The organism is Virgibacillus litoralis (assembly GCF_017873675.1).
Lineage (GTDB): Bacteria > Bacillota > Bacilli > Bacillales > Amphibacillaceae > Lentibacillus > Lentibacillus litoralis.
On record NZ_JAGGKK010000014.1, the window covers coordinates 1 to 25,410 of the forward strand.

The 25,410-nt window shown below is 35.6% G+C and carries 30 protein-coding genes and 1 pseudogene; 5 read left to right on the plus strand and 26 right to left on the minus strand.

All coding sequences use genetic code 11. The features are described 5' to 3' along the window. Nucleotides 1-97: 97 nt before the first annotated feature. The 3 genes from J2Z82_RS12395 to J2Z82_RS12405 all read right to left on the minus strand — a co-directional run bounded on the left by J2Z82_RS12395 (nt 98) and on the right by J2Z82_RS12405 (nt 4,190). Nucleotides 98-1,246, minus strand: coding sequence for a PQQ-dependent sugar dehydrogenase (locus J2Z82_RS12395; protein WP_209481108.1), 1,149 nt, complete (start codon nt 1,244-1,246; stop codon nt 98-100). A 468-nt stretch (nt 1,247-1,714) separates the two neighbouring features. Next, nucleotides 1,715-3,256 (minus strand): AMP-binding protein, encoded by a 1,542-nt coding sequence (locus J2Z82_RS12400; protein ID WP_209481109.1) that lies wholly within the window; start codon nt 3,254-3,256, stop codon nt 1,715-1,717. 10 nt (nt 3,257-3,266) lie between these two features. After that, the gene (locus J2Z82_RS12405; RefSeq protein ID WP_245251630.1) at nt 3,267-4,190 is read right to left on the minus strand and encodes an SDR family NAD(P)-dependent oxidoreductase; all 924 of its coding nucleotides are present in this window, start codon (nt 4,188-4,190) and stop codon (nt 3,267-3,269) included. A gap of 105 nt (nt 4,191-4,295) precedes the next feature. Between J2Z82_RS12405 and J2Z82_RS12410 the strand changes: the two genes are divergently transcribed. Next, nucleotides 4,296-4,790: a DUF1259 domain-containing protein gene (locus J2Z82_RS12410; RefSeq protein WP_245251640.1), complete on the plus strand. Its 495-nt coding sequence runs from the start codon at nt 4,296-4,298 to the stop codon at nt 4,788-4,790. Between the two features lie 518 nt (nt 4,791-5,308). Here J2Z82_RS12410 and J2Z82_RS12415 read toward each other — a convergent pair. Next, the gene (locus J2Z82_RS12415) at nt 5,309-6,127 is read right to left on the minus strand and encodes a YitT family protein (protein WP_209481110.1); all 819 of its coding nucleotides are present in this window, start codon (nt 6,125-6,127) and stop codon (nt 5,309-5,311) included. Between the two features lie 181 nt (nt 6,128-6,308). Here J2Z82_RS12415 and J2Z82_RS12420 point away from each other — a divergent pair, with 181 nt between their 5' ends. Continuing rightward, nucleotides 6,309-7,256, plus strand: coding sequence for a GGDEF domain-containing protein (locus J2Z82_RS12420; protein ID WP_209481111.1), 948 nt, complete (start codon nt 6,309-6,311; stop codon nt 7,254-7,256). A 33-nt stretch (nt 7,257-7,289) separates the two neighbouring features. Here the strand turns inward: J2Z82_RS12420 and J2Z82_RS12425 are convergent, their stop codons facing one another. Further along, nucleotides 7,290-8,126 (minus strand): protein-glutamine gamma-glutamyltransferase, encoded by an 837-nt coding sequence (locus J2Z82_RS12425; RefSeq protein WP_209481112.1) that lies wholly within the window; start codon nt 8,124-8,126, stop codon nt 7,290-7,292. Nucleotides 8,127-8,307: 181 nt separating this feature from the next. On the opposite strand from J2Z82_RS12425, the gene J2Z82_RS12430 reads away from it, so the two are divergent. Next, on the plus strand, nt 8,308-9,864 hold the full coding sequence (locus J2Z82_RS12430; protein WP_209481113.1) for an ABC-F family ATP-binding cassette domain-containing protein: 1,557 nt from the start codon (nt 8,308-8,310) through the stop codon (nt 9,862-9,864). A gap of 362 nt (nt 9,865-10,226) precedes the next feature. Then, on the plus strand, nt 10,227-11,351 hold the full coding sequence (locus tag J2Z82_RS12435) for an MBL fold metallo-hydrolase (protein WP_209481114.1): 1,125 nt from the start codon (nt 10,227-10,229) through the stop codon (nt 11,349-11,351). A gap of 119 nt (nt 11,352-11,470) precedes the next feature. Here the strand turns inward: J2Z82_RS12435 and J2Z82_RS12440 are convergent, their stop codons facing one another. From J2Z82_RS12440 to J2Z82_RS12540, 21 genes and pseudogenes are all read right to left on the minus strand, one after another. Then, nucleotides 11,471-12,040: a class I SAM-dependent methyltransferase gene (locus tag J2Z82_RS12440; RefSeq protein WP_245251642.1), complete on the minus strand. Its 570-nt coding sequence runs from the start codon at nt 12,038-12,040 to the stop codon at nt 11,471-11,473. A 169-nt stretch (nt 12,041-12,209) separates the two neighbouring features. Beyond that, on the minus strand, nt 12,210-12,815 hold the full coding sequence (locus J2Z82_RS12445) for a peroxiredoxin family protein (protein WP_209481116.1): 606 nt from the start codon (nt 12,813-12,815) through the stop codon (nt 12,210-12,212). 16 nt (nt 12,816-12,831) lie between these two features. Beyond that, complete coding sequence (locus J2Z82_RS12450; protein WP_209481117.1) at nt 12,832-13,590, minus strand: cytochrome c biogenesis CcdA family protein; 759 nt, start codon at nt 13,588-13,590, stop codon at nt 12,832-12,834. A 660-nt stretch (nt 13,591-14,250) separates the two neighbouring features. Beyond that, the gene (locus J2Z82_RS12455; RefSeq protein ID WP_209481118.1) at nt 14,251-14,739 is read right to left on the minus strand and encodes a GyrI-like domain-containing protein; all 489 of its coding nucleotides are present in this window, start codon (nt 14,737-14,739) and stop codon (nt 14,251-14,253) included. Between the two features lie 190 nt (nt 14,740-14,929). Then, entirely contained in the window at nt 14,930-15,409 is a 480-nt protein-coding gene (locus J2Z82_RS12460; protein WP_209481119.1) for a GyrI-like domain-containing protein, read from the minus strand. 168 nt (nt 15,410-15,577) lie between these two features. Continuing rightward, nucleotides 15,578-15,835, minus strand: a complete 258-nt coding sequence (locus J2Z82_RS12465; protein ID WP_209481120.1) for a hypothetical protein — start codon at nt 15,833-15,835, stop codon at nt 15,578-15,580. A 36-nt stretch (nt 15,836-15,871) separates the two neighbouring features. Further along, nucleotides 15,872-16,435 (minus strand): sugar O-acetyltransferase, encoded by a 564-nt coding sequence (locus tag J2Z82_RS12470; protein WP_209481121.1) that lies wholly within the window; start codon nt 16,433-16,435, stop codon nt 15,872-15,874. 20 nt (nt 16,436-16,455) lie between these two features. Further along, nucleotides 16,456-17,067, minus strand: a complete 612-nt coding sequence (locus J2Z82_RS12475) for a DUF3267 domain-containing protein (RefSeq protein WP_245251645.1) — start codon at nt 17,065-17,067, stop codon at nt 16,456-16,458. 13 nt (nt 17,068-17,080) lie between these two features. Further along, on the minus strand, nt 17,081-17,620 hold the full coding sequence (locus J2Z82_RS12480) for a GNAT family N-acetyltransferase (protein ID WP_209481122.1): 540 nt from the start codon (nt 17,618-17,620) through the stop codon (nt 17,081-17,083). A gap of 21 nt (nt 17,621-17,641) precedes the next feature. Continuing rightward, complete coding sequence (locus J2Z82_RS12485) at nt 17,642-18,208, minus strand: hypothetical protein (RefSeq protein WP_209481123.1); 567 nt, start codon at nt 18,206-18,208, stop codon at nt 17,642-17,644. A 17-nt stretch (nt 18,209-18,225) separates the two neighbouring features. Continuing rightward, nucleotides 18,226-18,606: a VOC family protein gene (locus J2Z82_RS12490; RefSeq protein ID WP_209481124.1), complete on the minus strand. Its 381-nt coding sequence runs from the start codon at nt 18,604-18,606 to the stop codon at nt 18,226-18,228. A gap of 348 nt (nt 18,607-18,954) precedes the next feature. Beyond that, nucleotides 18,955-19,686, minus strand: a complete 732-nt coding sequence (locus J2Z82_RS12495; RefSeq protein WP_209481125.1) for a nucleotidyltransferase domain-containing protein — start codon at nt 19,684-19,686, stop codon at nt 18,955-18,957. 61 nt (nt 19,687-19,747) lie between these two features. Next, nucleotides 19,748-20,053 carry a hypothetical protein gene (locus J2Z82_RS12500; protein ID WP_209481126.1) on the minus strand — a complete coding sequence of 102 codons (306 nt, stop codon included), beginning with the start codon at nt 20,051-20,053 and terminating at the stop codon, nt 19,748-19,750. A 345-nt stretch (nt 20,054-20,398) separates the two neighbouring features. Beyond that, nucleotides 20,399-21,046, minus strand: coding sequence for a Type 1 glutamine amidotransferase-like domain-containing protein (locus J2Z82_RS12505; RefSeq protein WP_209481127.1), 648 nt, complete (start codon nt 21,044-21,046; stop codon nt 20,399-20,401). Nucleotides 21,047-21,094: 48 nt separating this feature from the next. Further along, complete coding sequence (locus J2Z82_RS12510) at nt 21,095-21,481, minus strand: VOC family protein (protein ID WP_209481128.1); 387 nt, start codon at nt 21,479-21,481, stop codon at nt 21,095-21,097. Continuing rightward, nucleotides 21,465-21,878 carry a flavoprotein gene (locus J2Z82_RS12515; protein ID WP_209481129.1) on the minus strand — a complete coding sequence of 138 codons (414 nt, stop codon included), beginning with the start codon at nt 21,876-21,878 and terminating at the stop codon, nt 21,465-21,467. The genes J2Z82_RS12510 and J2Z82_RS12515 overlap by 17 nt, the downstream gene beginning before the upstream one ends. Before the next feature lie 19 nt (nt 21,879-21,897). Next, the gene (locus J2Z82_RS12520; RefSeq protein ID WP_209481130.1) at nt 21,898-22,455 is read right to left on the minus strand and encodes a DEAD/DEAH box helicase family protein; all 558 of its coding nucleotides are present in this window, start codon (nt 22,453-22,455) and stop codon (nt 21,898-21,900) included. Between the two features lie 21 nt (nt 22,456-22,476). Further along, complete coding sequence (locus tag J2Z82_RS12525) at nt 22,477-22,971, minus strand: GNAT family N-acetyltransferase (RefSeq protein WP_209481131.1); 495 nt, start codon at nt 22,969-22,971, stop codon at nt 22,477-22,479. A 28-nt stretch (nt 22,972-22,999) separates the two neighbouring features. Beyond that, nucleotides 23,000-23,488, minus strand: a pseudogene (locus tag J2Z82_RS12530) (HIT family protein). A 35-nt stretch (nt 23,489-23,523) separates the two neighbouring features. Continuing rightward, nucleotides 23,524-23,871, minus strand: a complete 348-nt coding sequence (locus tag J2Z82_RS12535) for a VOC family protein (RefSeq protein WP_209481132.1) — start codon at nt 23,869-23,871, stop codon at nt 23,524-23,526. A gap of 13 nt (nt 23,872-23,884) precedes the next feature. Further along, nucleotides 23,885-24,343 carry a helix-hairpin-helix domain-containing protein gene (locus tag J2Z82_RS12540; protein WP_209481133.1) on the minus strand — a complete coding sequence of 153 codons (459 nt, stop codon included), beginning with the start codon at nt 24,341-24,343 and terminating at the stop codon, nt 23,885-23,887. 506 nt (nt 24,344-24,849) lie between these two features. Here J2Z82_RS12540 and J2Z82_RS12545 point away from each other — a divergent pair. Next, nucleotides 24,850-25,317, plus strand: a complete 468-nt coding sequence (locus J2Z82_RS12545; RefSeq protein WP_209481134.1) for a hypothetical protein — start codon at nt 24,850-24,852, stop codon at nt 25,315-25,317. Nucleotides 25,318-25,410: the final 93 nt, after the last annotated feature.

Genomic DNA, 25,410 nt, shown 5'->3' on the forward strand with positions numbered 1-25,410 from the left:
AGTGACGTAAGTTATATCAGAATATTCAATTAGTAATGATAGATACAAAATTCAAATGTTTGACTTAGCTATTACCTGTTTATGCAACGCCAGTGTGTTAATCTGTGGATGCTTTTTCTGTTAATGGAATTTGAATTAACCGATCATCCTTTTCACTTGGATCGCCACGATCATCATGATTATTGGTAATCGTAAACAGTGCCTCGTCCTCAATCATAATATCTCTTAACCTTCCTGCATCTCCATAAAATTCACTGACTTCACTACTTGCTATATCATAAGTAAAAATTTTAGAACCAGCTAATGATGCTACAAATAATTGTCCATCATTGAAAGCCATTCCAGATGGTGCCCAGGTGTCATCACCAGAATGATGAAGTGGTTTCATCATGTCAGATGCTTCTTCGTCACCCTCAATTACAGGCCAACCATAGTTCTGCCCTGATTTGATCAGGTTGATTTCATCATGACCAGACTCACCATGCTCCGAACTATAAAGGTTTCCTTCGTTGTCCCAGGCTAATCCCTGTGGATTTCGATGACCAAACGAGTAAATATAGGAATTGTCAAAAAGATTGTCCTCTGGAACTTCACCATTTAATTCCATTCTTAAAATCTTACCCGCCAAATTATCAAGTTCTTGAGCTTTTTCAGCTTGACCTGTATCACCTGTTGTAGCATATAACATCTCATCTGGACCGATTTTAATTCTGCCACCAGTATTTATTTCTCCACCTGGTATGCCCTCAAGTAGAACATCCTCTTCCGTCCAGATGTTATTTTCAAGTGACATCGTGATAATTCTATTAAGGGTTTCACCATCTTCCTGATAAGTATGGTAGGCAAATGCCATTTTAGATGTATCAAAATCTGGTGCTAAGGTAAAACCAAGAAACCCGCCTTGTCCCTCATGAAGAATATCTTTTGATACCTCAACATCCTGAATTTCTACTAACCCGAGACTTCCATCGATTTGAACAACAGCTCCATCACGTTGACTTAAGTAAAAATTATTGCCATTCTTGTTGATTGTCCATGGTATGAACAAATTATTCGCATTGATACTTCCATTATCCGATGTTACAACTTCAACCGTCCCTTCTGATACTTCAACTGCCTCTTGTTGGAATGGATCTTGATTCTCCTGATCCTGTGATTCATTGTTGTCTTGAGCTGTATTTAGTGCAAATACAAGTCCTCCCAGAAAGAGTATTCCTAGTAAACTAAGATATATCGTTTTTTTCAAAATAACCACCTCAATTTCATTTGAATTTCGTCACTAGCTTCGACCATTTTCAGACTATTTATACATAATAGAATTTTTTTAGAAAACTCGGGCTATCCAAATAATTTCTATCTAAGTCTTTTATTTTGAGCGGACACAGGAGACGCTATTTCGATAAAAAAGTGTCATTTCGAAGTTATCCGGACACAGAAGCCCTTATTTCATATTTTTCATGATAAAAAGAGGGGGTTTTTAACAAATAAGGTCCCTGGTGTCCGAAAACATCACTATTTACATGTATTTTTGCCTAATAAGGTCTCTGGTGTCCGCAACACCTGTATGATGATGACCTGCACACTTGGCAGCCATGTCGGGTTCATAACTGTTAGAAAACTTTGCTTATCTCCAGGCCTTAGTTGCATTCATGCAGTAAGTAAGGATTTATACATTCTTACTGCAAAAAAATAATCGCCCCATATAATGGAACGATTACACTTTATCAAGCTGTTTTTTATCAAGTTTGCCAATCGATGTATATGGCATATGTTTAACAAATGTTATCTCTTTTGGCACCTGGTATCTCGCAACTTTAGAACTTAGCCATTCAAGAAGTTCCTTTTCTGTTACACTAGCTTTTTCCGCTGGTTGTACAAATGCTGTTAATCGTTGGCCAAACTGTTCGTCATTTATTCCAATAACAGCGACATCTTCAACTTCAAAATGCTTGATTAGTATCTGTTCAACTTCGATTGGGTAAACATTCTCTCCTCCTGAAATGACCATATCGTCCTTTCTGCCACACAAGAAATAGTATCCATTTTTATCTTGGTATCCTAAATCACCTGTTTCAATCCAGGAGCTGTTTCTATTACTCATTGACCAGTCATTCCTGACGCAAAACTGTCCAACTTTACCAGTCTCAACTTCGATCATACGTTCATCCAAAATCTTTAGCCGCATGCCATTTATTTTTTTGCCAATGGTAGATGGCGAATAGTTTAAATCCTGTGGTGTCGCGATGAAATTCAAACCAGCTTCTGACGTCCCGTATAGATTGTATAAGACATTCCCTAGTTGATTAGATGTCTCATCTACAAGTTTTGCACTTAGCTTCGCACCACCTGATGCAATACAAGTGAGGCTCCTCAAATCTTCTGCATTCGTCTTTAACATTCGCTGCAGCATTGACGGAACAACGGTGACTACTTCTACTTGATGTTCACGAATCAGATTACAGGCTTTTTTAGCATTAAATCCACTGCTTATAACTGCTTTCTTCCCTAAAGGAATGAATAAAAGCAAAACCGCTAACCCATAACCATGATAGATAGGAGTCCCAATATAGGCAGTGTTATAGTCTAAAAGCTTTAATCTACTGATAAAAGCTGCAAAGGGATTCAAATAATTAAATAATGATGGTTTATGTGCTGCATCCTTGGAAACTCCAGTGGTCCCACTTGTTTGCAGCACAATTTTACTCGTGGAAGTTCTGGGTAGTTCTTGTTTTTTATGACCATTTGAATGAAGGAGGTTGTTAATGGCCGGTTTGTGATCATGATAGCTTAAAATCTTTTGATTTGAATAATGGGATTGTTCAACAAGAGAACCTAATTCAGCATCATAGATAAGAACATCAAAATCATGGCGGTTAATCAGTTCATTAAATTGGCTCTTACTTATTTCAGCATTTAGTAAGTATACATCTGCCCCTAACCTGGAAACAGCAAAAAGAGATTTCACCATCGATGCATGGTTTTTACATAATAAAGCTGTCTTCTGCCCGCTTTCAAGATAAACGTTTTCCTTCAAACTAATAGCAAGCCTTGTTGATTGTGCCAGGAGCTGCTTATAACTTATTGCCTGATTGTCATCAACTAGTGCAATTTTGTCAGCATGTTTCTTTTCTGCAAAATATAGAAGAGTCATCAGATTAGTTCCACACTTGAATGTGGCAACAATCAGCCTGTACAAGCCCAGAGGGGACAGCAATTTAACTTTATGTAATACATAAACAAGTTTAATTATCCTCAAGTTACTTCCCTCATTTTCTTTTACCTGATAAATCCGGCAAATTTCTGATAAAGACTGACACTAATCGCCCAAATATTAACCACCAGGGCTGATATTTTTTCCTTTTTGTATACATTAGCTTGCTGATAATCCTGGCTATTTGCTCGGGTGTCATGGCAGGTACATTACGATAAGCAGCGGTTGGTCGAATCATTGGGGTTCTTACTAACGGGAGATATAAAGTTGATGTTATTATCCCTGCTTTTTTTAACTCCGGAGCTGCCGATCGAAGCCATACATCAAAAGCTGACTTGGATGCTTGATACGCAGCAAAATAAGGTACAGGTGCTAGCAATGCGTTTACTGTAGATATATTAATGACTTGTCCATGACTTTTTTCAAGAAGAGGAATGAGCGACAACAGCAGCTTCACCGGCGCGAAATAATTAATCGCCATTGTTCGGGTAAAATCATGATAACGATCCAGCGAATCCTGAATCGAACGTCTGATAGATAGTCCAGCATTACTGACAAGTATATCCAACCCATTCGGCAGTTGGTGTACAAATGTTAGTAAGCCATCCATCTCTTCCTCATTTCGAAGGTCTGCACTATAAATACTTACGCTAGCAGCTTTATTTTCGATTTCACGTTTCATAGCCAAAAGCTTTTCCTCCCTTCTGGCTACTAAAATCAATTGACACTGTTGATCTGCTAGGTAATAGGCTAACGTTTCGCCAATACCAGAGCTCGCACCAGTAATCAGGATAGTTCTCCCTTTAAGCTCGTCTCTGAGTTTCTCCTTGTTTAAATATGTAGGTAAAAATAAACATGTTTCCAGCAAACTCTGCATAATTACACCTGTTTCATTTGTTATTAAGATTACTATCTTTTCCTTGCCATACTGATTTTCAATTATACCAGTCCATCTTTCGAGTGATTTTCTTAAAAACAAACAGCAGCTAATCAACCAATTGTTCTCATAATAGGTATTAACTTCATTCGAAACTAATTTAACTTACATACTGATGAAATAAGAGAAAAAAGGAGGTGCTATAATATGTCAAATAAAGACAGGTCACGGGATAGACTTCGAAACTATAATGATGTTAGAAACGCTAGGCAAAAAAATAACCAAAGGAATATGGATGATCAGACAAATGATATAGAGAGTATTTGTGAACGTTTTGCCGAGATTTTAGATGCAGAACCTGATGTTACAAATGGGGTTTGTGTTGCTTCTCGTGTTAGGGACCTTGAAGCAAGCATTATGGGTCGTGAAACCAATTCACCTCTAGTATTTCCACAGTTTTTTTCATTTGAGAACTTTGATGATGAAGGAAATACTCTCAATTTAGGAGAAACAGTCATTTTGCAACATGAAATTAACTCATTTGTTGAAAGACTAGTAGAACAAAATATTCAATTTACTGCATTTCACAACCATTGGTTATTCGATGACCCTAGGTTAATGTATGTCCATTTTCAGTCTATTGAACCCCCATTAGTATTTGCACTAAAAACTGCAAATGCTTTAGAACTATTAGACGGTTAAAAATAATAATATAATTATTGGACACTCAAATGGGTGTCCTCATCCATAATACAGCTCCATAAAGTTTATGAGTGATTTATATCTGCTAGGGGCATCTACAACTCTCCGAAATACTGGCGGAACCCTTGTTTCCTCTCACCAAAATCTGTTGGCGGATCCTCGTTCCGTTATTTCATATTAATTCCTTGTTTTGAGCTTGTTGACGGATCCTCATTCCGCTATTTGCCTTTATGAGCCCTGTTTTCCATTGAATTTGTACAATTAACGGAACGAGGATCCGCTTCATCCCTCTTTAAGTCACTTTTCTTCCAATTAGCGGAACGAGGATTCATGTCGATGGAGCTCCATCACTTCACGTATACTTTCTCATAATATCTGTGTACATTTTAACACAAAATATTCAGAATTCCTTGTGCATCAAGCAAGAAGTTGTTCTTTTTCCAACTTCTACTAAAAAATGACTAACAATACTAATTTGATAGTCATTTTACATATACTTTTGGTTTTTTTCCTAGACTTTACGATTTCCTGAAGTTTCCTAACACTTCAGCAGTTTCACTAATACTAACAAACGCCTTTGGATCAACTTTTTTAATAAGTGATTTTACTAATGCCAGTTCATAACGGGTAATAACTGTATAAAGTACTTTATTTTCAATATTAGAATAGGCACCATACCCGTTCATAATGGTAATACCTCGGATCAAATTTGCAATAAGCTCATCTTTTAGCTCGTCCCCCCGACTTGTTACTACCATTAGATTTAATTTTATATGACGAGTATGAATACGGTCGATGACTATTCCGGTAATGTATATCGAAGCCATTGTATATAATGCAAGATCCCAGGAAAAGAAGAACCCGGATATAAACACGACAATACTATTTAAACCGAAAATTAACCCACCCAAAGGAATATCGTGTTTTTGGGTAACAACAAGACCGATGATGTCAGCTCCTCCGGTTGATCCATAAAATCGAACAATAAACCCAATTCCTACACCTACAATGACACCACCAAAGACCGCAGAGAGTAATGCGTCATCAGTTACCTGTACAACCGGGATATACTGCATGGAAACTGAGGTGATAAAAACAGAAAATACACTGTTAAGAATGAATTGCTTCCCTAACCTCATCCAGCCGATAATGAAAACAGGAATGTTCAAAATAACAAGCCAAATACCAGAGTTTATTGGAGAAAGTAGTCCAAAAATCATCGCAAGCCCTGTTACTCCACCTGATAACACTTCATGGGGGAGCAAGAACATATTAAATGAGAATCCTAACACAATCGAAAATACAAACAGCACAGTAAATTTATATAATTGATACATTGCATGACACTCCAATCCGGATAATACAAAATCTAAATGAATTCTAGTGGTATAAAAAATAAAAGTCAATATCAATTTCAAAATACTTCTTAGCTGTTCATTTCTAATAATTGCAAAATAATGCCATTTAATATAGTATAATTTAATTATAAACTTCTCGAGAAATGATGGTGAATAATTCATGAATTATAGTGCGTTAAAAGATGAATACTATCCTCTTTTAATAGAGGTAATACCAACAATACTCAAGGAACACCACGATGAAATGAAATCTATTAATGAATTTAATTTGTATTTTCATAACTCCCCAAACTATCTGAATGAGTTGACTGATACATTCACCAGACATTGTGAGGCATTCTTTTTACCGGATGATGAATATCAAGGCTTCATAAAGACGTCTGATAATGAAGCTTTCGACTTAGGAATAGCATTTGCAGAAACTAATTATTTTACTGTCGATTTAATTTTAAAACTGACACATAGCACTAGAATGTGTTGTATTCGTCACATGCTTAACGCACTAAATGAATACAAATTAAACCAAGGGTCATCGATGATTATTGAACGTTTCTTTGAATTAACAAACAATAGACAGAATTCCTTCTATGAAGGCTATATACATAAACAAAATGACATGCTAAAAAAACAAAGCATAACTGACCCGCTTACAGGTCTTTATAACCGCAGATATTTTTACAAATGTATCATAAAAGAAATGACAAAAGCTTATCGAATGCGCCATCCTATTACATTAATGCTGATTGACTTAAATAATCTTAAAGAGATAAATGATGAATATGGACATAAAGAAGGTGACAGGTTATTAGAGCACTTTTCTCAAAGCGTTACGAAGGTCAGATCTAACTTTGATAGTGGCTTCCGATTTGGTGGGGACGAATTCGTAATAATCGTTCCTGATTGTACTGAGGAAAACGCCGAAGAGATTGGAGCAAGACTAAATAAGGAAGTAAATAAATTTAATTCTAAAGTATCATTATCATATGGGATTATAAACTTGCCATTGGTTGAACAACCTGAAAAGCTAAACATTGAGCATTACTTAAAAATCGCCGATGACAGAATGTATAAATATAAAGCTCAATATAAAAATACCGTAAGAAATTAATAAAGCAGAGCTGCTGAAGCTCTGCTTTATTAGTTAGAATCCGCTCAGCATATTTCTGTAACGATCAAATGGAATTGAACTTTCATTGTGCTCAATAATAGCTGATTCTAGCTTAGGAACATAGTAATCTCGTGATGGACTTGTGTACTCTGCTAACTTTTTAAATGATGGTCTTATAATTAAATTCATTAAATAAGCTGATTGTGATGCTCCTCGCTTCCTTCGACTGTTCAATTTTCGAATCATTTTTCTTTCTGTCAGGATTCCTGGCCCATGTCCAAAATAAAGATCATTTCCAAGAACAACTGCATTTTCTCCTCTGGAATAAGAGAATCTTGGATCAAAGTCCGGATTATTAAAATATACAACATCTCCAGGTATGAATTTTTCGGAATAGTAATTTGTTAACCCAAGGTCTGTGTCAGCATTCCAGCTATATATATAGATGTTTGCAAATAATTTATTAAAAGCTAATTCACCAATCACATTTAAGACTGAATGATAGTAGATAATAAGCATTGCCCCCGCACATTCAAACGCATATAAAGAGCTATTCACGTAAATGTCTCTAATTGCTTCAGAGGGTTCTACACCTTGCCTGAGCTGAAATCCTCCAACTTGTGTTAATATCCAGTATTGAGGGTTACAGCGGGAGTCTTCAAATACTGCGAATCGCGCCTTGCTTTGATTCATTGCCCTTGCACCTAACATGATGTTCTTGCGCAGTTTTAGTTCAAATGCTAACTCATCTGTGGTTTGATAGGAATAAACTGTCGGGGATTCATTCATTACATGAATAATCATTTTTTCTTCATTACCTGTATGCCATATATCATTCTGCTGAAATGGCTTCCCTGCTATTTGAATCATATATTTACCCCCCCATCTTTTTTATAGCCTATTCATCCATAGGAAAATAATTGATTAAAAATAACTATCTGTTAATCCTATATTTAAATCATTTTTGAAATCCGCTATTACCCCCTATCACTTTTGGGCAAAGACCTTTATAATAGATAAGCGGAACTTACAGAAGGAAAAGGTGTTTTACATGAGTTTACTCACAGTTAAAGATTTGACTCACGGTTTCGGAGACCGTGCTATATTTGAAGACGTTTCATTTCGTTTATTAAAAGGAGAACATATTGGTCTTATTGGTGCCAATGGTGAAGGTAAGTCCTCCTTTATGAATATAATTACAGGTAAGTTAGAGCCTGATGCAGGAACGATTACCTGGTCCAAGCATGCTCGCATTGGCTATTTAGACCAGAATGCGGATTTAAGTCAAGGTATGACAATGCGTGATGTGCTCAGGACGGCTTTTCAATATCTGTTTGATATGGAAGCAGAGATGAATGGTCTATTTGCCAAGATGGGAGAGGTTGGGCCTGATGAGCTGGAAGAGCTTCTTGAAGAAACTGGTCGACTTCAAGATTCTCTAACGAGCAACGATTTCTACATCATTGATGCCAAAGTCGAAGAAGTCGCCAATGGCCTTGGTCTAGATGAAATTGGTTTAGACCGCGGCGTTGATGAACTGAGTGGCGGCCAGCGGACTAAAGTCTTGCTTGCGAAGCTTCTCTTAGAAAAACCAGATATATTATTGCTTGATGAGCCTACAAACTTTCTCGACGTTGAACATATCGAATGGCTAAAAAAATACTTGCTGGAATATGACCATGCATTCATTTTAATCTCACATGACATTACATTTTTAAATAGTGTCGTTAACTTGATCTATCACATGGAAAATCAGCAGCTTACGCGTTATCCAGGAGATTACAATGAATTTCTTCGCGTGTATGAAATGAGAAAACAGCAGCTAGAATCTGCTTATAATAAGCAACAAAAAGAAATTTCCAGTTTAAAAACCTTTGTAGCGAAAAACAAAGCAAATGCAGCAACAAGTAAACTGGCAACATCACGGCAAAAGAAACTCGATAAAATGGATGTTATTGAGTTGGATTCAGAAAAACCAAAACCGAAGTTCCATTTTAAAGAAGCACGAACAGCCGGAAGATACTTGTTCGAAACAAATGAACTTGTCATTGGTTATGAAGAACCCCTCTCAAGATCACTTGACTTAGCAATGGAACGTGGTCAAAAGTTAGCATTATCAGGAGCAAATGGAATCGGGAAAACAACACTTTTACGAAGTATTTTAGGTGAAATCACACCTGTTTCCGGATCCGTTGAATTGGGTGACCATCTTCATATTGGTTATTTTGAACAGGAATTAAAAGAGACTACCGATAAAACGTGTATCGATGAAATATGGGATGAATTTCCTCATTTTACACAGCATGAAGTGCGCAGTTCTCTAGCGAGATGCGGACTTACCAAAAAGCATATCGAAAGTAAAGTTCGCGTATTGAGTGGAGGCGAAAAGGCAAAAGTTCGCCTATGTAAGCTAATCAACAAAGAGACTAACCTGCTTATACTCGACGAGCCCACAAATCATTTGGACGTTGATGCAAAAGCAGAGCTGAAACGTGCATTGAAAGATTACAAAGGCAGTGTTCTATTGATCTCACACGAACCAGAATTTTACCAAGATATCGTTACTGACGTTTGGAACTGTGAAGACTGGACAACTAAAGTATTTTAATAAATTAGAAGGGCTACCCACTGGATATAAGGGTAGTCTTTTTTTTTAGCAGATAAGAAAGTATAAATCCTTTCTTACTGCATAAGTGCAACTAAGGCAATTCGCCCAAAGGCTTGCACTCCAGAGTATAAGGGGTTCTAAGAAAGCAAAATACGCTTTCATAAGAATCCCTTTAACGAATGCCAAGTTTTCTAATATCTGAAGTGTTGCTAACCTAACTTACTGTTTAGACAAATACGCATAGGGCTAATTGTATAAATAGGAAGTGTAAAAGGAAAATTTAGTGGAAAACTTATAGCAAGAGCGCCTAACCGAAAAAATCTTAGGCTTACAAAATATTTTTAAATGATGGAGTGATTAAATTGGCATTACAAGCAATTACAGTAAAAGAGCTAGCTCAAAAAATTCTTGAAAATGAAAAAGTGTTCTTACTAGATATTCGAAAAGAAGAAGATTATAACGATTGGGCTATTCAAGGACGAAATGTTCAAAGTCTGAACATCCCATATAAGCAGTTAGAAAATGGGGCAGAGGATGTAAAAGAACAACTTCCAGCAGATCAAACGATTTACGTTGTTTGTGCAAAAGGAATCTCTTCTCAAAAAGGGGTCGAAGTACTGGAAGATGCCGGAGTGAAAAATATCACCTATTTAAAGGGTGGTATGACAGCATGGAGTGAACATCTGGAGCCAGTGAAGATTGGCGATCTTTCTAATGGTGGAGAACTTTATCAATTCCTTCGAATCGGAAAAGGCTGCCTTTCTTATATGGTCATTGCCGGTGGTGAAGCGGCAGTTATTGATGCTACAAGGATGACAGAAACATACAAAAACTTTGCCGAGGAAAAAGATACAGCCATAAAATATGTATTGGATACGCATCTTCATGCAGACCATATATCAGGTGGAAAGAGTTTAGCTGAACAAACAAAAGCCCAATATTATTTCCCAACAAAAGATGATGAAGGCCTGACGTTTGATTATAATAAACTAGAAGATGACACAAAAATCACTGTTGGTGATTCCATTGAAATTTCTTCCTTCTATTCTCCAGGGCACACTGTTGGAAGTACTAGTTTTATTGTAGATAATAAATACTTGATGACAGGGGATATCTTGTTCATAGAATCCATTGGTCGTCCGGATTTAGCAGGAAAAGCAGAGGATTGGGTAGATGATCTGCGAAAGACATTATATGAACGCTACCAAGGCTTATCACAAGATTTAATTGTGTTACCAGCTCATTTCGGAGCAATGGAAGAAATTAATGAGGATGGCACGGTTCAAGCGAAGCTAGAAGAACTATATCAGAAGAATGATCGCTTAAATGTAGAAAGCGAAAAAGAGTTTCGTCACCTTGTAACAGATAATTTACCACCACTGCCAAACAGTCATGAAGAAATTAGATATACGAACATGGGTAAAAAGAACCCAGATCACGATGAAAGGCGCGAAATGGAAGTTGGTCCAAATCGCTGCGCTATATAATAAAAAAGAGGGAAGCGGAATCTATTTTAGAAAACTTGGCTTATCGCCGTAAGAAAGTAGTTATACTTTCTTACTTCCAAAAAATTCCCGTTTCCCTCTTTTTATATCAAGGAATTTGATTATGCAAGAGCAGCTTTAACAGCATAAGTAGTATCATTTAAAGGAATAAGGTCTGCCTTAAAGTCATTATTCCGTAGTATATCCATCATTTTAGTAGAAGAAATACGATGATTAAGAGGCGGACCTGATTTGGTTTCAATGGCCTCCCATTCAATAATCATGATTTCTCCACCAGGCTTTAAAATTCGTTTAATTTCATTAAGTGCCTTTTCAATACGCTCAACTTCATGAATAACAAATGCCACCAAAACCTTGTTCACTGAATTATCTTTTAAATTAATTCCTTCTAGATCACTAACGATGTACTGAATATTTTCAATTTGTTGTTCGTCTGCACGTTTTTCCAGCAATTGAAGCATTTGGGACTCGATATCGACAGCATAAACCACTTCATTCGTTCTTTCTGCTATTGGAATGGTGAAGAATCCATTACCAGCACCAAGATCGGCAACTCTATCCCGCTCACGAATACCTAATTTATCAATAATTTTATAAGGTTTTAGACTTTCTTTTCTTTCCTCACTTAAGAGTTTATCTGCTTTATTCGGGTTAAATCGTTTTTCTGACATCACTTGCATCTCCTTTACTACCAAAAGGTTTATACATTCATTATTCACGATACATGTATTGTTTAACCTTAGAAAACTTGGCATTCGCCAAGCCTTTGGGCGAATTGCCTTAGTTGCGCTTATGCAGTAAGAAAGTAATTATACTTTCTTATCTGCCAAGAGAAAAATGTTATTCCATTTTTGCCAATTCTTCTACCATCATTTCGTAATTCATTGCCCCCATCGCAATAAACTGTATACGACCATTTGAATCAATCATATAAGAAGTTGGATATGCTCGAACTTTATAAGCATTAGCTACATCAGAATTTTCATCCATCAATATTGGGAATGTCAGCTCAAAGTCTTCTACAAATTCTGTAACATCTTCTTTACTATTTTCAGTTTCTGTTAAATTAACGGCTAAAATCTCTAAATCTTTATTTTCATAAAATTTTTGCATATCCGGCATTTCCTCTCTGCATGGTGGACACCATGTTGCCCAGAAATTTACTAAGACACGTTCTCCTCTGAAGTCAGATAATTTTACTGTTTCCCCTTCTAATGTTTTCAATTCAAAGTCAGGGGCAATTTGTCCTTCTTCAAGCCCAACTTCATCAGAATTCACAACCTCTTCTTCCGCTTTCTCCTCTTCATCCATCGGTGCTGAGATGGAATTACCAGAGATATTACCATCGTCTTCTTGAACGGATGTATCATCATTTGCAATTGCAAAATCATAAACGGCCCACCCAATCATTCCTATTGCAAGTACGATAACAATCAATTTTTTCATTTGAATGAACCCCCTATTATCCTAATTTTGATAACCATGTTCCTTGTATTAAATCAAGTAGAAATCCTGTAATACGTGGCATTAGACCAAAAAATAAGACTAAGCCCATAATGATCATAATCACTCCGCCTACTTTCATAATCACTTGACTGTGACGGACAATCCATTTTGTGGACCCAAGGAAGAAAGTTAAAATAATAAATGGTAACGCAAAGCCTATAACATACATAACAGTGTAGAATACACCTTGACCAGGGTTACTGGCAGCTAAAAGTAGAATTGATCCAAAAATCGGACCTATACATGGTGTCCACCCAGCAGCGAACCCAAGACCAACAAAAAAAGTTCCCAAATATCCAGCCGGCTTTTTGGAATAATGAAAACGCCTTTCCTTCATTAATGAAGTTGGACTAATCCACCCTGCAATAAATAATCCCATTATAATAATGAAAACCCCTGCAATACGTTGAAGAAACAATCCGGAATCACCTAGTAGTAAATCCTGAATCCATTGCCCCAAAAATGAAGCGCCTGCACCTAAGCTGATAAATACTAATGATACCCCTAGTAAAAAGAATCCAGAGTGACTCAATAACTGGCGACGTATTTTAGTGTTCTGGTTTCCTTGTAACTCTTTAACACTTATCCCGGTTATATACGATAGATAAGCAGGGAAAATTGGTAAAACACAAGGTGACAAAAAAGATAGTGCTCCTGCTCCTATCGCTAAAAACATTCCTGCAATTAACATTGTGTCAGCTTCAATTCCAAGCATTAAAATCCCTCTTTCTGTGTTTAAGAATATTTTTAAAAAATAATAGTGAAACAACGCTAGTTACGATTTAGATATAAGGAAATAAAAAAAGTTAATCCTTCTATGTATGGTTTCACTTCATATTAACGTCTGAATCGCCTTAACATGCTTATATCCTCAGTCAATACATGATGAATTTGAATCTTTCTAATAACAGATTACAATTTCAATGTGAAAGTTTGATGAAAGTAAGGATTTTTGATGCAATAAGTCTATGACAAATTGGTGACAAAAGTATTAGAATGAGTTTAAGAGGTGTGAAATGAAGGTCCCGAAAACAATGCGAATCCGTAACCGATAGAGAGATGAAACTGATAATTGTTCTTTTCTGATAGCACAAAATCGATGGAATATAGGGGTTAAAATAGGTTACCTGAACGAAATCAAGCTCCACATGAGTTATAATAAAAAATAGCAGATTGAGGTGCTGGCAAGTCAGCAATGGGGCCTCATTCCGCAAAAAGAATTGTTTAATTATTTTGTACGCATCTTAATCATCATAATGTAGTTCCGCATCCATATTTTTTCACTAATGGAGAAGTTCTGAAACAGCTTTAGGTTTTGAAAAAAATGCAGCCCTAATATTATTCGTCAATTAATCCGTCCTAGATAAACGTACTTTTAATGGTTTTTAACAATCGGAATATAAATATCAAAATGTGGATCATTCGGATCACGATCAACTGGATAATGTTCATGTTTAATTGGCATATATGGATCATGGTAAGTAACATTAGCTTCTCTATATGCGGTATAGTCACTATTAAATAACCATTTATGTAAATTCGTATAAGTGTTAGATATATCTTCACCTTTATTATGTGTCGTCTTCACGTAGGTCCATGCAGGAACCTTAATTTCAATCATTCCATCAGGGATTTCCTGCTCTTCACTCACTTCATAAGTCGCGTAATGGGCAAAGCCATTTTCAATTACATGATAAGACAGCCCTAACTGAACATTTGGATTAACCTTATCATCCAACTCATCCGCCCTGTTTTCCATTTGTTGAATAACATTTTTTAAATTCGGTACAATTTCAGAGAATGTACCCTCCCATTTTAATCCTACTGCCCGATATGCCGGGATTTTCACAATTTCATAATTCATTTTATCGCTCACTCCGCTTCGATTCAAATTAAATTATAAGTTTATATACTAATTTTCACTACCATCAACATTTTCCCATCTGGACCTTTATAAGTGCTCATGATGAATGTCCATTACAAAAATTCTATCTGCACCTTCCGTTTACCGCTGTTCTCTTAAGGCACCAAATAAAAACTCTATGTAAAGCCTGTTAACCAATAGGATCACATAGATCCACATTATCCTCATTTTCAGTCCATTTTGTATAAATTTCTAATGTCCACTCATCAGGCACTCTTTTATATCCATTCTCCTCAATCCATTGGTGCAAATGAGTATATACTTGGAAAATTTCCGAAGCATGACCTTTAAAATGCAGGACTGCATATTTCTGTTCAGGAACTTCTAGACTAACCATCCCGTAAGGTATAGCCTCAAAATCATGTACCTCATAACAAACCCAGTAGCCGTCGTCCTCCTTTGAAGTTTCGGAAGCTTTAAATGCACCAATAAGTTTAACTGGGTCAACTAATTGCTTTATCTCATCCTTACGTCGTGCTAAAGACATAGATGCTTTAGGAATCTCTTGACCATAACCTGTCATATCCTCACAAACCACACGAAAGCCGACTAATTTCTTCTCACTCATTTTTCTCTCACCAGTAAATGTGATGGGGTTAACTTTTTCCATCGCTTTATTCTCCTTTCATTTCATAAATTGTTGATTTATATTACATTCTTTTAAATATCTACTCTATATAAGAATTTTTACCCTGCTTTTTTTAATAATCGGTTATGACAATATCCTTTCAGCCCTCTCTTATTGTGCTATTCTTTTTATCTATTAAAAACACTAAAACTATAATAAAAACGGTGCAATTAAAAATATTGTTACCAAGATTATTTTACTTAAATTCGATTCTTTTCTGGTAACCCCCGCCTTATCTTCTAAAAACCGCATATAGATTAATACAAAGATTAATCCAAATAAAACCAGTCCTTGTCCTAATGAGTCATGAAATTCTGATAAGTACCGCAGCATAGCCAGTCCTAAAAGGAGAACTCCCATGTTACCTATAACCATTTGAAAATAAAGTCGCTTTTTTTCCAGATCCATTGTATTTGCCACCTTTATAATAATTACCGATTTACTTTATTTTTCAATTTCCTTTATTACTTTCGCAGGATTTCCACCAACCACAACATTATCTGGCACATATTTTGTAACCACTGCACCTGAAGCGATTACAACATTATCATCTATTTTAACTCCAGGATTTATAATAGCTCCTCCGCCAATCCAGACATTGTCACCTATCGTTATTGGTATTCCATATTCTGCCCCCGATATTCTCTCATAGGCATTTAACGGATGGGTTGCTGTATATATGTGTACACCTGGCGCAATAAAGCAGTTATCACCTATTCGAATTTCACAGACATCCAAAAATACACAGTTAAAGTTAGCATAAAAATTTTCGCCAACATGAATGTTGTAGCCATAATCACAACGAAACGTCGGCTCTACGAATAAGCTGTTTCCACTTGAACCAAATAATTCTTTTATTAATTCGGTTCGTTTGTTTTCCTCTGTTTCACTTGAATCATTGTATAATCTTGTTAGCCTTCTGGCATTCAATTTTTCCCTTACTAATTCAGAATCATCCGGATTATAAAGTTCACCGCTCAACATTTTCTCTTTTTCAGTTTTATTCATAATGAAACTCCTTCTATAAATTACGCCGTCTTTTTCCAATAAGTCTTTGTTCCGTTATTTGTTAAGATTGTCTTTCCTGGCACTTGAGTTACTAATAGAACAACATTAAGTATATCCACAGAAGATGCCATAGCATTTAACAATATCAGAATTTTTATTGTTGGTGTTAAGATTCCAATTAGACTTAAAACAATCGGCAATATAATTGAAATTATAACGAATGGGGCAATAGTGACTACTATATACCTTGATTTTGAGATTTCTTCCTCCGTTAGTACATAACCGCCAAACAGGGTAAGACCAATAAACGTTTTCTGAGACTTAATAAAGTTCGGTATGAACAGCAAATGAAGCAGTTCGTGTAAGATGATAAGTGAAAATATCCAGATAATTACACCTACGTTAATTGTTATTGATACGGAATCCGATGACAACCCAAATTCGCTCAAGGAAATAGTTGAAAAGACATTTATAATACCAATACTAATGATGGCATTTAAAAGCATGAAAGGAATTGATAATACTATAGCAGTCCAAACACTCTCAGGTTCTTTCATTGGAATCCAGTCGTTATCGATTAGGTTTAAGTGTAAATGTTCATCATTCTTTGGTATTTTATTTTGTATTTTCAAAAACTCTCCCCCTCTAACAGTGTTCAATTTCCATCAGCCAGCAATCCTGATATACTCCTTCATGAAGCTCACGTTTAGGGAGAACTTTAACTTTTTTAAAACCACATTTTTCATAACATTTTATAGCCCTAACATTTCTTGATTGTGGGTCCATGACTACTCGGTCCGCCTTTTTATCCTGGATTAAATAGCTAATCATAGACGAAACAAGTAACGTTCCAATTCCTTTATTCCAATACGGTACTTCGCCTATGAACTGGTCTATCCCATAAATGTTCTTCTCTTCATTATGATAGCCATAGACCTTTTTCGTTTTACTATCCAGTTGGTAGAATTGAATATATCCAATTCTAGCTCCTTCAAACTCTACAATACATTTAGTTACTTCATCTTCAGAGGTATAAAACTCTTTCATAACTTGGTCTATATCAAAAGGGTTGTCCCGTCCCTCATAGAACTCAAGAACTTGTGGATCGGAAAGCCATTTTGCTAATATATGTTTATCCTTTTCTTCTATTTCGCGAACTATTAAATTATTATTCTGAAATAACATGTAAACACCGCCCTTAAACCTTTAACTTTCCCTGGCAACTACTTGTTCATCAGATATAGCTTTAAATTCATATGGAACACCATCTGTTTCCTGTTTCCTGATGAAGAAAAAGCGTTCTCCCTTTGATTTTATAAGTGAAACATTATCGGGCCTGCCGTTATCAACGGATAAAGTAATCTTATCAATTTCCCTGTTCGATATCATTCCGTAATAATAACGTTGCAGTGAGTCACCACCTTTTGACACACCAGAGAATCCCCAAACAATACCAGCTCTATTTTCGAGGTTAGGATTAAATGCTACATTACCGACTGCACCCTCATTTCCAAAGTTATCTTCGAGATTCCATTGACCAAGCCAATTTTGCTTTAATAAACCAACATACATTTGTTCATCATCTCTGAAAAAAGTAACCCATTCCCCGCCAATATTTTCTACAAACAGGACATCAATGGGCTTAGACCAGTCATCAGTATTTATCAACACATCTTGTGCTTCTGGGGATTGTTGAAAATTATGATAAATAAAGGAAAATGCCACTACAATTAATGTTCCAAATATAATCTTTTTGATAAAAACCCTCCCCATTACTCATTAGTAACTAATTATTGGCAAACGCCTAATGGATTACCGTCTGGATCATAAAAAGTAAAATATTTAGTGTTTCCTTCTCCACCAATGGCATTAACGTTGACATTTTTTTCACACAACAATTGATATGTCTCTTCAATATCTCCATTAGAAATAAAATTATAATATTTACCAACACCAAAATTATTATCAGGAAACTTCATTGGCTGATGATCTGATGTTCTTACAAGACATATTACCGTTTGAGACGCTTCTGCAATATTCATAACAGCTGCTTCTTCTTCAATGTAGTTAAGCGTAAGGCCAAGTTTTTCTTCATACCATTTAGCTGATAATTTCGGGTCTTTAACTGGAATGAATACTCCTTCCATGCCCCCCAATAGTGGTTTAGTCATACAATCTAGCTCCTTTATATTTAAATAATTTTTAGCAAGTTTACTTTTCTTTTTCGGACAGTAGCTTATCAGGTTTTTCTTCTACTCTATCTAATCGTTTATTTCTTTTGTTAAACAGAATAAATAATGAGATTATACCTAGAACAATAGCAACAACAAACAAAAATGAAAATAATTGAAAAATAATATCTCCTGTATTTAACCCGCTAACTGTTGATAATAATATAATAATAAATCCCTCCTATACCCCATTTATAAGTATCCGTTAATTTTGTACAAACGAACGGATAAACATCACGTCATCCAGCACTGATAAAAACCAGATGTGTTTATGACAGCAAAAATAAATTATGAACAATGATCATTCTTTCCTAATGAAAAGCCATCAAACAGACGTCCGCCATATGGTAATAGCACAATGTCAACAAACTGTATTAATTGCTTTTTTTCACCAGTTTTGTAAAAATCATCAAATGCCTTAACAAAACGTTCTGCAAACTCAACATCATAATTTCTTAATGAACGTATTATCCATTTAGACGTACCAATCCATCTATGATTTGTCCTAAGTACAAATTCACTTAGCAATTCTGCAAGCGTATTGGCTATAAATATTCCTTCTGCTCTACTATCGCAACCGATAAAATCATCAAGTGCATCAGTAATAAAGTATCGTTTTGCCATTATTGTTTCTATTGACCATTGTTCTGGACCTTTAGCTAATAATTCTTCTGCTTCGTTTTTTATGACCTCGATTACACCATTATCTTTTAAAATGATACCTTCTGATACCATTCTAGGGATTGAAGGTCTGGCTCTTTCATAGTCACTTTTAAAAAACGCTTTATAAGAAATCAGGTTATGAGCAAACACTTCTATTTTCCAGCCTAAATCAATTAGAGATTCTCTATATGATGAACTGAAATTATTATCAAATATTACAATATCAAGATCTGATGTTTCTGTTGCTTCACCACGAACTACACTACCAGCCAATAAAGCGGCATCACAATGTGGGAATTGGCTATTTATAAACTTTTGTGCCGCTTTGATTGGAGGCAGTTTTTTATGTTCTTCCATTGTCCACACCTCTTACATATATTCTAATTTCGAAAGTTACGGATTCCTAGATACGGCTAATTTAGTGAACGCCAATTATTACGTCGTAATAGAATCCAAACTTATTTTTCTTCATACAAACACCAGGCACCGATTTTTCGGAACCGTTGCTCACTTCAGGATTATGTATAACGTAACAATCCCCATATGTTTTATCTTGAGATTCAGGTTCATTTTGTATATCAGCGGTAATAGCACTAATTGGAAAACCATTAAAAAAGATAGTACGTCGAATGACTAACTGATTGGAAAAAGACATTGAATAATATAGAACAATAAATAAGACTATTAAGGAAGATATGATGACCAACTTTGAATTTTTACTCAATAGATGAACCTCCCTCTACACGTCATAATTAATTTAATGTCTATTCTTTGGCTGAAAGAAAAATATGTTCAAGATAAGTAATAAGCAGAACATAATCAGAACAAATACCGGGAATAAGACTAGACCAGAGCCATCTGCACCAAATATATAACTCAAGCGATTACCTACAAACACAGCAAAAGCAAATTCTACCAATAAAATGATGAAGACAACTAAGGTATGTATTACAAAATATCTGGAGTATAGCAAACTAAGTAAAAAAATAAGTATTCCTGTAATTATCAAGGACAATTCTACAATACCAATTTTATGTTCCTCCCATTCAGAACGCTTGTTAACAAAACTCTAATTTTCTTGCTTAAAAATATAGTAATTATCTCCTTCTGTTTCTGAGAGGATTTCATTTTCAAAATATAATCCTTCATCGTCATCGATACCGTAACCAATTGGAGCATTTACTCTTGCTAACGCTGCCTTTAGATTTTCTTCTTCTTTCCATTTAGAGAAATGAACACTTATTACACAATCTCTTATAAGTCCCAGACCATTCAGGAATAGATGCTCATTCCTTGAGTTGTCTATAGGTGGTATGACACAATTCAAAGGACTGATTAAAGCGCCTGCTGAGAACCCTGCTACTGGAGCTCCATTTTCATACAGTTCTTTAATACGCTTGCCTATTGGTGTATCAACTATGTAGTTTCGGTAAAGCTCCGTTTCTCCACCAGAAATAATTACTCCTGTGCAAGAACTTAACTCCTGCAGCGTAGCATGATCGATAGTTGGCGTGAGCGGTAAATAGAAAAACCTCTCTATATTATTTTCTTCCAGTATACTAGTGTATATTTTCATATACTCTTCCCAGCCATTCCTCTCGATGAATAGGATAGCAACCTTACCTTTATTGTTAAGCGAGAAATCAGCAAACTTTTTGCCAAATTTATCGCTGAACGGTGGACTCCCACCAAATAAAAATAGATGTCTATTTTTCAAAATTTCACTCCTTAAAGCAGAATTAAAAGTCACCTTGATTTTCCAGTGTCAGCAAGTACAAGCCATCAGTACATTACCATCAGGGTCAGTAAAGTTAAACCAGGCAAAATCTTCCCCAATCCTTTCTATTTCCCTTACAATTTCCACATTATTATTTTTCATAAAATGGTATGCTTCATCAATGTTTTCAACAAGAAGGTTGCAGATCGGATTTGGGCTAGGTTTATGTGTGAAATTTTCATCAAATTTATGGTCGTCCAATGTTAACCCAGTTGCACCATCGATTGGTATGTTATAAACAGGGGATTCTACACTATTCCGATCGTAATCAAATCCAATAATGTTACTGTACCACTCCACTGATTTTTTTAGGTCTTCAACATGAACGAATACTGTTCCAATCTGATTCTTTACAGGTTTAGAAAAGTTTCCCATCAATATTCTCCTTAATAACTCCTGCTTCTATATAACTTCTTACCAACTTCCAATTATTCTCTTCATTTCTCTTGAATGTTTCGAAAAATAAATTTACGGTTTCCAAACTTTTTCCTTCAATTACTAATGTTGCCGACATTATCGCCATCGTTTCATCATCGCGTAAAGGCAGAATTGAAATTTCTTTTAGTTCCCATTCGGCATCGTTTTCCTTCACGAAATTAAAGCCCTGCTCCCACCCATTTATTGCTTCTTCATAACCGAAATCTACTACTTCACCGCCTGATATTTCTCTAGCTTTATAATCGATAGAAATTATATCTTCTAACTCTGTTAAAGATGATCTTCTCCAAACATCTAAAAAAGTATCAAAAAACTCGCGAAATTGATTGTCCATTAAAAAGCCTCCTAAAAGCCTATAATTGAAACTCTTTTTTTATCATTTGAGCTACCTCTTCAGCACTCAAATTTGTGTTATTTATTTTTATATAATTCTCCTTTTCCACTTCCCCTTCGTGTGAATTTAATCGAAGCGTGTCCAAAGTGCTTAGTAAATCTTGTTCCGATTGTTCGACGTTTCTTTTCGTTGGTTTTTGTTCCAGCCTATTGGGTGTTTTATTCCGCTTAAGCCTTTCTTCTACATTAGCTTCTAATTCAACAAAATAATTTTCGCTATCTTCAGAACTAAAGATATTAGTCATCTTATCGACAGCATCCCAATCTTCCTTTTCATTAAAAGCCCATACAAATGTAAAAATCATGCCGTACTTATCACTTTTAGAAAATGACTTAAATATCTCTTCTCGGAATAAATCTGATAGTCTCCACATTTCTGGGGTGAATCCGTAAAATGGTTCAAGGAGATCAATCGTCATATGATTATGAAATAGCGTTAAGTCCGTAATTTTTGCCAATTCCTGTCCAACAGTCATTTTACCAACTGCTTGCGCTCCAAAGATCAGCACAAATTTCATAAGGCTACTCTCCCTCTACTATTAAATTGACCAGTAAATTTCTCTATCTTCTGTTCTGATTTGTTCAAATCCTGTCTTTTCCAGAACTCGGATAGACGGAATATTGCTTTCTGAGCAGCTGGCTGTGATTTTGTTTACATTCTGTTGCTGCAATCCCCAGTTCACCATAGCTATTGTCATTTCTGTCGCGTATCCTTTACCTTGATAACTGGGAACAATGCTATATCCTAAGTCCATCTCTCCTTCTTCATTTGGTCCACCTTTAAATCCCATGTCGCCCATAATCGTATTGTCTTTCTTATGAATGATAATACCTTCCCATTCATTTTCTTCTGGGTGCCGTGTAAACCGATCTATTTTATAGGATAGCAATTGTTTATAATCCTCCATCGGATATTCATCAGCCGCTTTATAGCCTGTTATTTCTTCCAATTGATGTTGACCATTTAAAGTAGCCTTCATCATTTCAACTGTAAATGTAATTAGAGTTAGTCTGTCAGTATTTACGTACGGCAATTATTCACATTCCTTTTCTATTATTATTCTATGACTCTCTCTTATTTTCAGGCTGCTTTAACCAGTGACGAACACCTTTTCCAGCATATGGTTCATTATTATACCTTGGTATCACGTGAAAATGACTATGAAATATAAACTGACCTGATACTTCACCGACATTCCATCCGAGGGTATATCCATCAGGAGAATATTCTGATTCAAGATATTTCGTTGCAGCTTGTAAGAGTTCATATGTATCGTTCCACTCTGCTTTTGTTAATTCTAATACATTTGCATGATGCTTTTTTGGAACAATAAGACCGCATCCTTCCAGTACATTTTGTTCCTTATTGTGCTGTTAGAAAACTTGGCATTCGCCAAGCCTAATGGCGAGTGCCTTAGTTGCACTTATGCAGTAAGAAAGGATTTATACTTGCTTAACTACTAAAAAATAGCACGTTTCATTTTCAAATACTATATTCTGCTCTGCATCATCCATTGGATTGCAAAACGGACAATTTTCATCGTAAGCCATAACTGCCTCCCTAAATATTAATATCTGAATAACTATCAGTCTTGAACAAAACCTAATTCGTTACCATCTAAGTCAGTAATCGTGAATTTTCGGGTACCATAAGGTGTTGAAAACAATTCTTCAATGACATTAACGTTATTTTTTAGTTCTATCCATAATGCTTCAACATCGTCTGTATGAAAATTGAGTCTGCCAAGAGATGGGTAATCTTCATGTTCCATTATAGCAAAGGTTGCTCCATTATCCGCTTCAAAATGCGCATAGTTAGGCTTTTCAGGTGGCCATGTTGCAGCTACTTTAAACCCAAGTGTAGACTCATACCAATCAATTGCTTCGTCTAAATCTTTAACATTGACTCTGACATGTGCTAGTTTTGTTTTCATATTTTTCACTCCCCTATTCATACCATGCTTTCTTTGGTCTACCTTCTGGATATCCAAGCTTTTCACGGTAATCCTTTCTCTCATTTGTAAAATCAAACCATTTTTTACTACTGCTTTTACTATTCGCAAAGTTAACAGCACAGCGAAGTTGATCTTCGACACAAGGGTCCGTCCATACACCTAACCGTTGTTCCAATTCATCAAATAGCTCTGCGCCACTTTTATCTTTTAATTCTTTTAAGGAATAAATATCTAAATGGTGTACTAGCTTCTCAGCTAATTCATAACCAATATAAGGCACTTCCTGAAATTCAGCCAATGCTTTAACAGTTTGTGCTCTCTCATCTGATATACCTAAAATTTGCGATAATTCTTGTTCACTATACGTATGTACTTCACTTATCTTTATTTTTGCTCTTCTAAGTTGGGCTTTTTCAGTTTGCGAAAGGTCCAATTTTGGGTTAGAGCTCAATTACTTTTCTCCTTTCTAAAAGACTCGTCAAAATTAGATTTCGACAAAATAATGGAATACCCTTCCTTCCTGAATAAAATCTCCTGGAAATTATTAAATAAACTTGGCATTCATTAAGCTTTTATGGCGATAGTAAAGTATTTTGCTTCTTATCTGCAATAAAAAGGAGTACGAAACGCTATGCGATTTGTACTCCTTTTTAGTGTGATATTTATTGATTTCTCTCCATATGACAACGTTTATCTGTTTTTAACATCCAGATTGACATACTTAATAGCGACCTTTTTAACATACGTACATAAATTTATGTGCAGTGTGCATTTTAGGTATGAAAAAGAGTGTTAAAAGCAATGTTGCTTTAAATTTGATAAGTGATGCCAATAGTGAGTTGTACTATATTTTGGAAAGGTTTTCTGGAGTTTTATGCTAAAATATAGATAAAAACAGAACGAGCTTATTCAACTAACGCAGTAGAAGTGTTGAAGGAGCCAAGGGGGAGAGGATTTTTGCGGAAACTTGCGTTTATATTTATAATAGTTCTTTTAATTTCTGTGGGGTGCGATGATAAGTCGAGGTCTAAGGAACTTGTCGGCTATGATGAAGAAAAAGTTGTTAATGCCCTTCCTAAATTATCATTTAATCCAGAGATTCCGAATGTCCTGCCTTTCAAACCAACAGAAACAAAAGTAAACGTGAGAAACATTGGAGGAATAGGGAATAGTCTGCTTGAGGTTTTATTTAAAAATGGGTATCAGGAAGAAGTAACCTTCAGGGCAACTATAGGCGAAAATGCAATAGATTTTACAGAAGAGGAAGTAAAGATAAGGAAGAATTTAAAAGGCAGATATGGTGAAACAGAAAACAGAAAAATAATGAAGTGGCAGAAAGATAATATTTATTATGAACTGCTGGTTGACAACAACTCTGCCACCAAAGAAGAAGTGATTAAAATAGCTAAAAGTTTTTATCAATAGTTAACCACTCTTCAACAAATAAGAGGATTTAGATTTATAAAAAAATTAAATATTACGTTATAAAACGCTTAGATTATTTTCTGAGCGTTTTAG